Here is an 11,767-nt window from a genome sequence, read left to right as displayed (position 1 = left end):
GGATCATTGGGGTTCTTGCCTTGCTTACACCAAAAAGCGAAACGCTTCAGCGCGCCAACCAGGGCGGGATGATGTCCGAAGCGCGCAAGCGCGAGATCCTGGCCGACTTGCGGGAAGGCTTCTTTCGCATTTGTGCGCTCGCATGCGCGGGGCTGTTTGTGTACCGGGGCGTGTACCACTTCGTGCAGGACCCCACCCGGCTCAATATCGCTTTGGTGGCGGTTTCCGAGACGCTCAGCTTCACCTGGCTGCTGCTGTCGCGGCGGCCGGTGACGCGTGACTGGAGCCCGCTTGCGGTAGTCGCTTCGGTGACCGCCAGTTTTGGTGTCGCCTTCATCACCATGGAACGAGGCATCCCCATCATCCCCATCTATGTCGCCGCCCCGCTTCAATTCATGGCGCTTTGGTTCGTCATCTGGGGAAAGCTGTCGCTGGGTCGTTCCTTTGCCATCCTGCCCGCCAATCGCGGCGTGATGACCGGCGGTGCCTATCGCCTGGTGCGGCATCCGATCTATGCCGGTTACCTTACCGGCCATATCCTCTACCTGCTGTCGGCCTTTTCCTTCTACAATCTCGCCGTCTATGCGGTTGTCACCTATCTGCAGGTGTACCGCATTCTGCGCGAGGAGGCCTTGCTTGCCGCGGAGCCGGAGTACCGCTCTTATATGGAGCGCGTGCGCTATAGACTGTTTTACGGGATATTCTGAAGGCCAGACTGTCACGCGAGAGTGGCCAGTCCTGTTTGATCCAGGGTTAGCCAACAAGGATCCTTAGCGTCCAGTGGTCCGGAACTGCTCCGCAGGTGAGGTGCTGTATTTTGGCTGTCAGGTAGCAAGCAGCCTGGCAGCAAATCATCGGCCGTCCAGCAGCTAGGCTCGGCGCGTCGGTCGGCGGCAGCAATGGCGTCAACGCAGGAGCCGGCGCCAATATCGGTGGTTCGGGCGGCATCAACGCCGGGCTCGGTGCCAATGTTGGCGGAACCGGTGGCATCAATGCGGGGCTTGCCGGCAGTGTTGGCGGCGCCGGCGGCATTGGTGTCGGGGTGGGCATTGGCAACGGAACCAATCCCAGCAATCCGTCGAACCCGAGCAACCCATCCAATCCCAATCACCCCAACGTCCCGGGTATCGTGGCCCAGATGTCAAGCTCGCAGGTGACGCGCATGAAGAAGCGCTGCGTCGATGTCCTCAGCAGCGAAGGGACCTATGACCGCGACTTGCGGCAACTCTGCCTGCTGATCGCACGCCGCTGAGGCTGAGGGAGGTTGCGGACCCAGCCGTAGGCCTGGCCGCACTCTCCTGGCCTCCGGCCGGTGGGGAAGCCCGTCGTCCAGGCGGGCTTTCTGCGTTGCGGGCTGTGAGTTCCGGAGCCGCGATAGTCCAGCGGAACGCCAGCCCCTCTAAAACGTTCATACCTTGCAACATCCGAAATGGCGCGATGTTGAACCAGCGCGAAAGCGCGCATTTCAGGAGCAGGGAAGGCCATGGGTCTCGGAACGATACTTATCATTATTCTAATCCTCGCGCTGCTCGGCGGCTTCAGCGGTCTCGGCGGTGGCCCGTTCTACGGAACCGGTTATTATGGCGGTGGCGGTCTCGGACTTGTGTTGATCATCGTCATCATCCTTGTCGTCCTGGGACGCATCTAGCCGGCTCCTCTTGTGTCGCCGGCGTCGCGGTCCCGTGAGCGAACCCGCGGCGGCGTGCACTGGAATGCGAGGGAAGCAGGCCGGCTTGTGATCATGCGCCCCGCAGGACGGCCGTATAGTTTCACGGTCCACGCCCCCCGTGGAAACAAGAGGAGAGGGTCCCACCCCTTCATCCTCCTCCAAGGCCGGCCCCGGTTCCCGGAGCGGGCTTTCGTTCTTCTGAAAAGAGATTGCCTCGAAGTGCTCCGCCGGTGCCGGCGGCTTGCAGCGAAGCACCCGTCACCATTGGTCGTTGACAGAGCTCACGCACAAATATATTGAACAGGATTATACAGGTTCACTGAACAGGTACGCATATGAAGCGGCGCGCGGTTCAATTGTCTCCCGGCACGGGAAAGCCCGAGCAGATCGCGACCGTTCTGGAGCGTGAGATTCGTTCCGGCGTTCTTGGTTTCGGTGACAGGCTGCAAAGCGAAAACGAGCTCGTCCAGCGCTTCTCCGTCAGCCGCAACACCATCCGCAAAGGTCTCGAGGAACTCTCCAGCCGCGGCCTGATCACCACTAAGGTTGGCATCGGCTCTTTCGTCACCTTTGATGGCATGCCGGTCGATGATGCCGTCGGCTGGTCGCGGGCGCTGGCCAATGCGGGTGCCAATGCAGAGACCCGGACGTTGCGGCTGGAGGTCATAGAGGATGCCGAACTGGCGATCTTGCTGGATGTTGGAAGCCCGTTCTTCATCGCCGTCGACCGGGTGCGCACCAATGCCAGCGACGGTCATGCGATCTCGGTCGAACGCAGCCGCCTGCCGCTGTCACCCGAACTGGAGGACGTGCCACTGCGCGGCCTGCGCGAGGGTTCGCTGCACCAGACGCTACGCGGGGCGGGGCTGATACCAGACCATGGCGAGGAGTGGGTCGACATCGAGATGCTGAACGCAGATGACGCTGCCATCCTCGGCTGCCCGCAAGGCACGCCCTTCCTGCGCGGGCGTCGGCTGACGCGCGCGGCCGACGAGCGGCCGATCGAATATGTCACCAGTCTCCTCAATCCCGCGCATTTCGCGCTGCATATGAGGTTCTGAGCGATGCCGGACTACGAGTTTGAGATGGATCGCGCCATGGGCGCGCTTGTCGGCGGAGCGCTGGGCGACGCGCTCGGCATGCCGACGCAGCTTCTGTCACCGGCCCGCATCGCCGAACTCTACGGCCGTGTCGAGGATTTCATCGCCCCCTTCGCCGGTCATCCGGTATCGAAGGGGCTGCTGGCCGGCACCGTCACCGACGATACCGAACAGGCATTGCTGCTTGGCCGCATTCTCGTGGAATCGGGCGAGCGCTTCGACCATGCGCGCTGGGTGAACGCGCTGCTCGACTGGGAGCGTGAGGTCAAGGCGCGTGGCAGCTACGAACTCCTGGGGCCGTCGACCAAGCGCGCGATCGACGCCATCAACAACGGCGTGCCGGCGGAAGAGGCGGGGCGTAGCGGCGACACCAACGGCGCCGCCATGCGTATCGCGCCCGTCGGCATCATGATGCCGCCGGAGCCGCTGGACGCGTTCGTCTCCAAGGTGGCCGAGACCTGCAAGGCAACGCACAACACGTCGATCGCGATCGCCTCCGCCGCGGCGGTCGCAGCCGCCGTCAGCCGTGGCGTTGCCGGTGGTGATTGGTACGCGGCGTCCGACAGCGCGGTCGCGGCGGCGCAGCGAGGGGCAACACTTGGAAATTGGGTCACCGGCGGAGACATCGCCGCGCGCATCGTCTGGGCGCAGGCGCTGGTACGCGGCAAGGCGAAGAGGGACGCGATCCGGCTGATTACCGATCTGGTCGGCACCGGCGTCGCCAGTCAGGAATCGGTTCCAGCCGCGTTTGCCGTGCTGGAAGTCGCCGGCGGCGACCCATGGCAAGCGGCTGTCATAAGCGCCAATCTTGGCGGCGACACCGACACGATCGGCGCCATCGCCGCCGGCATGGCTGGCGCCTGTGCCGGCTTTTCGCGCCTGCCGCAGCATCGTGTCACGAGCCTCACGGGCATCGACATGGCGCAAGTACAGGCGCTGGCCGCCGATCTTGTCGCGGCGCGAATGTCGGGCGGTCGCGTCGGCAAGGCCGGTTCCGGCAAGGATGCGGCATGAGCGCGCGTCTCGTCCATGTCGGCAGCGCGGTGGTCGACTATGTCTACCGCATCGATGTCCTGCCAGCGCCCGGCACCGAGAAGACGGCGTCGGACTATGCGCAGGTCGCTGGCGGCGGCTTCAACATGATGGTTGCCGCGACCCGTACTGGTATGAAGGTGGTGTTTGGCGGCCAGCTCGGCAGCGGTCCGAATGGCGACTTCCTGCGCGCCGCCTTCGCCGCCGAGGGCATCCAGACGCTGACGCTGCCTTCGCCTCTGATGGACAGCGGCAATTGCGTCGCCATGATATCGAGCGACGCCGAACGCACCTTCGTCTCGTGGCCAGGAGCGGAGAGCGTTCTCAGCCTCGACCTGATGGCGCCGGTGGTGATCGGGCCGCATGACTGGGTGTTCACGTCAGGCTACACGCTCAGTTATCCTGGCAGCCACGATGCGCTGACCGGTTGGATCGAGGCGCTGCCGGCGGACATTCCCTTCGTCTTCGATCCGACGCCGGTCGTAGCGGACATTCCACGTGCCATTCTCGACCGTGTGCTTGCCCGCACGACTTGGCTGAGCTGCAACACGACAGAGGCGGCCGAGATTGCCGGCCAGGGCGATGTCGAGGCGCTCGCGGCGCGACTTCTGGCCGAGCATTGCCCGCAGGCTGCCGGTGTCGTCATCCGCTCCGCCGCCAAGGGCTGCCATGTCGGGCTGGCCGACGGTTCGGCGCAAACCATCGCCGGTTTCAAGGTTGCCGCGATCGATACCAATGGCGCTGGGGACACGCACATCGGCGCCTTCGTCAGCGCGTTGGCGCGTGGCGTGCCTCCCTTCGAGGCGGCGGCCTATGCCAACGCGGCGGCCGCCATTTCGGTGACTCGCCACGGCGGCTCATCGGCACCGACCGACGCGGAAATCCAGACTTTCCTGAGCCAGGCCGTTTCTACCGGCGTGCCAGGCCAGACACAGAAGGCCCATCAGACAGCCTGACAAGCCCGGGAAGCGGGCAAACACAGAGAGGAACGAACCATGCGCATGCCTGACTTGACTGCTCTCTTGACGGCGACCGCCGTCTTCACCTCCGCACTCGCTTTTGCCGCCAAGGCCGACGAGGTGCATGTGCTCAACTGGAAAGGCTATGGCGCTGACGAGCCGTGGGCCATTGCCGCTTTCGAGAAGGCGACCGGCAACAAGGTCGTCAACGACTTCTTCAATTCCGAACAGGAAATGCTGACCAAGATCCGGACCAATCCCGGCCTCTATGACGTCGTCATGATCAATGCCGCCTTCAACGATCAGGCAATGGCCGAGAAGCTGATCCAGCCAATCGATACCTCCAAGCTGCCGAACTATGCCGACATCAGCAAGGACAAGGCGGGATCGCCGATGCTCGACCATGACGGCAAGGTCTATGGCGTGCCGTGGGTGTGGGGCTTGACGGCGCTCGCCATCAACGAAAAATCCTTCGACAAGCCGCCGACGTCGATCGCCGAAATGTGGGACCCCGCGCACAAGGACCGTGTCGTCATCCGCGACGACGCCGTCGAGGCGGTGCAATTCGGCGCCATCGCCACCGGCCAGAACATCAACGACATCAAGGATATGGATGCGGTCAAGACGAAGCTCACCTCGCTAATGCCGCAGATCAAGACCTTCTGGAGCTCGGAGAACGACTGGAACCAGATGGTCGCCTCCAACCAGATCGACATTGGCACCTATTGGAGCGGCTCGGCCGACCGCGCCAAGACGCATTTCAAGCTGCCGGTTTCGCTGGTCATCCCGCAGGAGGGCGCCGTCGCCTGGCTCGACGCCTTCTCCATTCCGGCCGGCTCGAAGAATGTTGCCGGTGCCGAGGCCTTCATCAACTACATGATCGATCCGAAATTCTATGTCGAGTGGGTCACCAAGGTCGGCGCGCCGGTGTCAGCCAACATCAAGGCGGTGGAAGCGCTTCCCGAGGATGCCTTCAACCGCAAGGTCATGGGCGATCCCGCGGTGGCCAAGCGTATCCAGTTCCAGGCGCCGATCACCGACGCGCAGCGCGAAGCCTATCTGGCACTTTGGCAACAGCTCAAGGTCGATGTGAAGTAGAGACACGCGTCAAGACCAGCCGGCGGTTCGCGCCGGCTGGTCCTCAATCCTGGGGAGGTGGGGTAGCATGGCGGCACAGGGCGCGGTCGCGGCGCGCGGCGGGCTGAGATCGGCTTTGCCGCTTTTGGCGCCGGCCTATCTCTGGCTGACGGTGGCGATCTTCCTGCCGCTCTCGGCCATGGTCTTTTTCTCCTTCATGACCGACCTGCCGCTGACGGCAAAGCCGTGGGCGTTCACGCTGGGCAATTACGCCGCCTTCTTCTCCCAGAGCCTCTATTTGACGCTGCTGCTGGCTTCGCTCCGCCTCGGCCTCGAAGTGACGTTGTGGTGCGTCGTCATCGGCTATCCTGCCGCCTATGTGTTGGCCAAGGTGCTGAAGGGCCGCAGCCGCGAGGCGATCTTCCTGCTGGTTATCCTGCCGTTCTGGTCGAACGGGCTGGTGCGCATCTTCTCCTGGGCGATGGTGCTGCGCGAGGGCGGCATTCTCGACACGGCCCTCAACGCCGTGCTGCCGTTCAAGATCAACATCGATCTGATGTATTCCTATCCAGCTGTCATCATCGGGCTGGTGCACTCCTACGTGCCCTATATGGTGCTGACCTGTTACCTCACGCTGCAGGCCATCGACGACTCGCTGATCGAAGCCGGGCGCTCGCTCGGCGCCTCGCGGCTGCAGGTCTTGAAGCGGGTCATCATCCCGCTGTCGCTACCGGGTTTGGTGGCGGGCGCGGCGCTCATCTTCGTGCCGGTGGTCGGTTCGTTCATGGAGCCACGCATTCTCGGCGGGCGAACCGGCACCTTCTACGGCACTGTCATCGAGGACCAGTTCGTCGCTGTCTTCAACTGGCCGCTAGGCGCGGCACTGTCCTTCATCCTGCTGGCCGTCGTGCTGGTCATTCTGGCGCTGGCGGCACCGGTGCTGCGGAGGGCCGCGTGATGATGACGACGCGCATTCTCGAATGGCTCGGCCGGATTTACATCGGGTTTCTGCTCGCCTTCCTCTATCTGCCGATTATCATCATGGCGCTGATGTCGTTCAACGTCTCGCCCTTCTACCAGCTGCCGTTCGAGTGGACGACCGAGTGGTACGCGTCGCTGTGGCAGAACGACCAATTGATCGCGGCCACCTGGAACAGTCTCGAGATCGCCGTCATCACCACCATCATCAGCTTGGTGCTCGGCTCGGCGGCTTCACTGGCGCTTTACCGTTATGAATTCCGCGGCAAGAAACTGCTGCAGGCGCTGCTGTTCCCGCCGATCGCCATTCCGTGGCTCATCACCGGTACGGCGATGCTGATCTTCTTCTTCGGCGTCGGCATCGGGCGCGGCCTGTTCGCCATCCTGCTCGGTCATGTCGCGCTGGCGCTGCCCTATGTCATCGTCGTTGTCTCGGCGCGGCTGCAGACCTTCGCGCCGGAGCTGGAAGAGGCGGCGCGCTCGCTCGGCGCCAACCAATGGCAAGTAACGATGCGCGTCACGCTGCCCTGGATCATGCCGGGTGTCATTGCCGGCGGGCTCTTCGCCTTCGCCGTCTCGTTCGATCAGTTTGTCGTGTCTTATTTCCTGGCGACGCCGGGCCAGACGACGCTGCCGGTCGAAATCTACGCCGCGATCCGCAAGGGCTTTACGCCCGAGATCAACGCGGTCTCGACGATCATCATTGTCGTGTCGATGGCGCTGATGCTGCTCACGGCGCGTTTCTTCAAATTCGGCGGAGAGAAATAATGGCCGGCGTCAAGGTATCGAACGTCTCGCGCAGCTTCGGCGCCCACAAGGCGCTGGACGATGTGTCCATCGATTTCGCCGATGGCGGTTTTTACGCGCTGCTCGGTCCATCGGGCAGCGGCAAGACCACGCTGCTGAGGCAGATCGCCGGCTTCGACTTTCCCGATTCGGGCAGCATCGCCATCGGCGGCGAGAGCGTCGAGCGGGTGCCGGTCGAAAAACGGCGCATCGGTATGGTGTTCCAGAACTACGCGCTGTTTCCAAATATGAGCGTTGCCGACAATGTCGCCTTCGGCCTGTCGGTGCGCGGCGAGGCGAAGGTGGTGATCGCCACGGAAGTGCAGCGCGCGCTGGACCTCGTGCAACTTGGTAAGCTCGGCGCTCGCCGTCCGCACCAGCTCTCCGGCGGCCAGCGCCAGCGCGTCGCGCTCGCCCGCGCAATCGTCACCAAGCCGCGCGTGCTTTTGCTGGACGAGCCGCTCGGCGCGCTCGACAAGGCGCTGCGCGTCGACATGCAGATCGAATTGAAGCGCATCCAGCGCGAGATCGGCATCACCACCATCTTCGTCACCCACGACCAGGAAGAAGCGCTGACGATGAGCGACCGCATCGGCATATTGCGTGATGGCAGGCTGGTGCAGGAAGGCCCGCCGGAAGAGATCTACGACCGGCCGAAGAGCGAATTCGCCGCCACCTTTCTTGGCGACGCTAACATCTTTCGCGGCGATGCCACCGGCAGCGGCATCCGCCTGCCGGACGGCACGGCGATTGCCGCCGGCGTCGGCGACAGGCTTGCCGCCGGCGCCAAGGCGAGCTGCGCCGTGCGGCCGGAACGCATCCGGATTGCCACCGATGCCGGAGCCTCGGACGGCGATGCGAACACGCTCAAGGGTCAGGTTTCCAAGCGCATCTTCGCCGGCAACAACAGCACGTATTTTGTCGAGCGCGCGGGTCAGACGCTGAAGGTCATCGTCCAGAATACTGGCGCCGACAGGCTGGTGGAAGGTCAGGATGTCGAGCTGCGCTGGTCGCCGGAGAGCACAGTGCTGATTGCGGCGGCGGGCTGATCCTCGTTTCGGCTCTTGCCAGAACGCTGACAATGAGGAACGCATAGCCGGGCGCAAGTTAAGCCCGGAGCATCTTGATGACGCTTGACCTGACGGCCCGCGACCGATCCATGCTCGACGGCGAGCAGGGGCCGTCCGCTGCCGCCGCTATGAAGATACTGCTTGCCTTTTCCAACGCGATTGGCGCCGGTGGCCTGCTTGATGTCACCGGCGCCCATATCGACGGCTGCCTCTATCACGGCAAGGCAGGGCTCGATTTCGTCGAACGGCTGGTCGAGGGAAGCGGACGTGTCCGGGTGCCGACGACGCTCAATGTCGGCTCGTTCGACCTCATCCATCCCGGCATGGTCAAGATGCCCGCGGCTGAAGAAATGCCGGCGCGGCGGTTGATGAAGGCGCATCTGGAGCTTGGCTGCCAGGCGACCTTCACCTGTGCACCCTATCAGACGCGGTTTCGGCCTGAATTCGGGCAGCAGATCGCCTGGGGCGAATCCAATGCCATCGTTTTCGCCAATTCGGTGATCGGTGCGCGCACCAACCGCTACGGCGATTTCATCGATCTGTGCTGTGCCATGACCGGGCGCGCACCGGCCTGGGGCCTGCATCTCAGCGAGAACCGGCGCGGCCGCATCCTGTTCGAACTGGATGTTGCCGACGGGGAGCCGAGCGACAGCCTGTTCGTCGGCGTCGGGCTGATCATCGGGCAAGCGAGCGGCGATCTCGTTCCGGTCATATCGGGCCTGCCGCAGCCACGCGACGAGGACCAGCTGAAGGCGCTTGGCGCGGCAGCAGCGACGACGGGCGCGGTGGCGCTGTTCCACGCGGTTGGCATCACGCCGGAGGCGGGAACGCTCGACGAGGCGTTCCGTGGTCAAGCGCCGGAAGAGACGATCCGCATCAGTCGTGCCGATGTCGATCAAGCGCTGGCCAGGCTGTCGCGCGTGCCTGACGGGACGCCGCTGACGGCGGTTTCGCTGGGCACTCCGCATTTCTCGCATGCGGAATGGATGCGCCTGCTGCCGTTGCTGCGCGCGGTCGCGCCGGGCAGGGGCATCCCGATCTATGTCAATACGGGTCGCGCGACGCTGACGCGATTGCAGGAGGAGGGCGCGCTTGATGGCACGCAGGCGTTCGGCCTGATCCCCGTCGCCGACACCTGTACCTATGTCACTACCATTCTGGAGCGGCTCGACGGCGTGGTGATGACCAATTCCGGCAAATGGGCGCACTATGCTCCGGGCAATATTGGCGTGACGGTGGCCTTCGCCGAGATGCGCGATTGCATCCGTTCAGCGGCGGTCGGGCATGTCGTGCGGGGCGCAGCATGAGCGAAGCGGTGGAGACAGAAATCATCGCTCGATCCGGCACATTCCAATTGGCCGGTGCCGCCGAGGGAGAGGCGCTGGTGTTTTCGCAATCGCTCAGTTTCTGGGGCGGCATCGATTCCGAGACGGGAGATATCATCGATCACTCACATCCTGGCCTCGGTAAGAATGTCGCCGGCAAGATACTGATCATGCCGAGCGGGCGAGGGTCCTCGTCTTCTTCCTCTGTCTTGGCCGAGGCAATCCGCAGGGGCACCGCGCCCACCGCCATTCTTCTGGAACGGCCGGACCCGATCCTTGCCGTTGGCGCCATCGTCGCCGAGTTCCTCTACGGGATCAGCATGCCCCTGGTGGTCTGCGAGATTGGGCGCATTGCTTCCGGCGAGCGGATTGCGATCGATGTTGGTGGTGCCGTCGGGGCGATTGTCCGCAAGGTTAAGAAATGAGCACGCGCTGATAGGTGAGCGCGCCTCGAGGACGCGCCAACCTACCGGCCGATCAGGCGTGTCATTACCAGATGATTCAACGGACACGCCTAAATCCTTGTTTTTGTGCGTGCCGAGCCAAGTGCTGCGAGCGCCTCAAATCTCCGGGATGTTCTCCTTGAAGATCACCTGCAGCCTCGGCTGGTGCAATTCATAGGGGAGGCCCCGGACGGCGTGGGTCAGGATGTTGAGCGCCTCGCGGGCTTCGACGCGCGGGTTCTGGTCGATGACGGCGTCGAGCGTGCCGTCGAGCAGCAGTTCCTTGGTGCCGTCCGTCGCCTCGTGGCCGAGGAAAACCATGGATTGCGCACGGCCGCGTTCCTTCAGCGCGCGCGCGATGCCGGTGTTACCGGCGCCGACATTGTAGATCGCGGCAAGGTCGGGGTGGCGTTCCAGAAGGGCTGACGCCTCCGAATAGGCCTTTTCGCGGTCGTCGAGCATTTCGCGCATCTCGACGATCTCCAGATTGGGCGATTCCTCGGTCAATATGTGCCGGAAGCCCATCTCGCGTTCCTCGTGGCCGCGATAGGACAGCGAGCCTGCAAACAGCGCCACCTTGCCGGGGCTGCCTGAGCCCATGAAACGGTTGAGCAGATACCCGGCCAGCCGCCCAGCGGCGCGGTTGTCGATGCCGATATAGGCAACCCTTGGCACATGCAGGATGTCGGACGCGATGGTCACCACCTTGACGTCGTTGGCCGATAGCGAGCGGATCGCCTCGCGCACCGTCGGATGGTCGAGCGCGATGACACCAACGCCTTGCGTCTGGCCGCGCAAATCCTGCAGCAGGCGGGCGAGCCGGTCGGGATTGAAGCCCTCTATGGTGGCGATATGGACGTCGAGATCGGGGCGCGCCAGGGCTTGTGCCTCGATGTGGCGGTGCAACATCTTGATAAAGGAATTGGTGCCGGCCGGCAGCGCGAAGTCGAGCCGGATGACCTCGCCGGGCACGGGCCTGGGCCGCGCACCGTTCGGACCTTCGGCGATGTAGCCGAGCCGCTGCGCCATGTCGAGCACGATCTCGCGCGTGCGCGCCCGCACGCCGGGGCGATTGTTGAGCACGCGGTCGACTGTAGCCGCGGAGACGCCGGCTTCCCGGGCTATGTCGGTCAGGGTGGAACGCACCGTCTCATCTCCTCAATGCATCAGGGATGACGCAGTGTCGGCTGGCGACCTGCTGGCGCCAACGCCCCGCTATCCGCGATTCTGATGGGAAATGATGTATCCGGCCTTGGCCGATGCGCAAGCCGCGAGGCTAAATCAACTTGTCCGGCGCGATCGTGTCGGAAAGGGAGATCACATTTCCC

General features: G+C 63.8%; 12 protein-coding genes. 11 read left to right on the top strand and 1 reads right to left on the bottom strand.

Annotated features, from left to right (window positions below; genetic code table 11):
• Positions 1–71: 71 nt before the first annotated feature.
• The 11 genes from X739_RS0133700 to X739_RS162600 all read left to right on the top strand — a co-directional run bounded on the left by X739_RS0133700 (position 72) and on the right by X739_RS162600 (position 10,421).
• Entirely contained in the window at positions 72–707 is a 636-nt protein-coding gene (locus X739_RS0133700; protein WP_051407587.1) for an isoprenylcysteine carboxylmethyltransferase family protein, read from the top strand.
• A 776-nt stretch (positions 708–1,483) separates the two neighbouring features.
• On the top strand, positions 1,484–1,648 hold the full coding sequence (locus tag X739_RS1000000167580) for a DUF3309 family protein (protein WP_023769518.1): 165 nt from the start codon (positions 1,484–1,486) through the stop codon (positions 1,646–1,648).
• A 356-nt stretch (positions 1,649–2,004) separates the two neighbouring features.
• Positions 2,005–2,730 carry a GntR family transcriptional regulator gene (locus X739_RS162560; protein ID WP_023769519.1) on the top strand — a complete coding sequence of 242 codons (726 nt, stop codon included), beginning with the start codon at positions 2,005–2,007 and terminating at the stop codon, positions 2,728–2,730.
• Positions 2,731–2,733: 3 nt separating this feature from the next.
• Positions 2,734–3,783: an ADP-ribosylglycohydrolase family protein gene (locus X739_RS162565; RefSeq protein ID WP_023792441.1), complete on the top strand. Its 1,050-nt coding sequence runs from the start codon at positions 2,734–2,736 to the stop codon at positions 3,781–3,783.
• A complete protein-coding gene (locus X739_RS162570; protein ID WP_023769521.1) occupies positions 3,780–4,757 on the top strand; it encodes a PfkB family carbohydrate kinase in 978 nt (325 codons plus the stop codon). Before X739_RS162565 ends, X739_RS162570 begins: the two co-directional genes overlap by 4 nt.
• A 39-nt stretch (positions 4,758–4,796) precedes the next feature.
• The gene (locus tag X739_RS162575) at positions 4,797–5,858 is read left to right on the top strand and encodes an ABC transporter substrate-binding protein (protein ID WP_023769522.1); all 1,062 of its coding nucleotides are present in this window, start codon (positions 4,797–4,799) and stop codon (positions 5,856–5,858) included.
• Between the two features lie 67 nt (positions 5,859–5,925).
• Positions 5,926–6,795 (top strand): ABC transporter permease, encoded by an 870-nt coding sequence (locus tag X739_RS162580; RefSeq protein ID WP_023769523.1) that lies wholly within the window; start codon positions 5,926–5,928, stop codon positions 6,793–6,795.
• On the top strand, positions 6,795–7,583 hold the full coding sequence (locus X739_RS162585; RefSeq protein ID WP_031240750.1) for an ABC transporter permease: 789 nt from the start codon (positions 6,795–6,797) through the stop codon (positions 7,581–7,583). The genes X739_RS162580 and X739_RS162585 overlap by 1 nt, the downstream gene beginning before the upstream one ends.
• Positions 7,583–8,650, top strand: a complete 1,068-nt coding sequence (locus X739_RS162590) for an ABC transporter ATP-binding protein (protein ID WP_023769525.1) — start codon at positions 7,583–7,585, stop codon at positions 8,648–8,650. Before X739_RS162585 ends, X739_RS162590 begins: the two co-directional genes overlap by 1 nt.
• A 77-nt stretch (positions 8,651–8,727) precedes the next feature.
• Positions 8,728–9,978, top strand: coding sequence for an aconitase X (locus X739_RS162595; protein ID WP_023792433.1), 1,251 nt, complete (start codon positions 8,728–8,730; stop codon positions 9,976–9,978).
• A complete protein-coding gene (locus X739_RS162600) occupies positions 9,975–10,421 on the top strand; it encodes a DUF126 domain-containing protein (RefSeq protein WP_023769527.1) in 447 nt (148 codons plus the stop codon). The genes X739_RS162595 and X739_RS162600 overlap by 4 nt, the downstream gene beginning before the upstream one ends.
• 135 nt (positions 10,422–10,556) lie before the next feature.
• Here the strand turns inward: X739_RS162600 and X739_RS162605 are convergent, their stop codons facing one another.
• Complete coding sequence (locus X739_RS162605) at positions 10,557–11,585, bottom strand: LacI family DNA-binding transcriptional regulator (protein WP_023769528.1); 1,029 nt, start codon at positions 11,583–11,585, stop codon at positions 10,557–10,559.
• Positions 11,586–11,767: the final 182 nt, after the last annotated feature.

The organism is Mesorhizobium sp. LNHC209A00, assembly GCF_000502915.1.
Taxonomy (GTDB): Bacteria; Pseudomonadota; Alphaproteobacteria; order Rhizobiales; family Rhizobiaceae; genus Mesorhizobium.
This window is presented reverse-complemented; position numbering and strand designations above follow the sequence as displayed.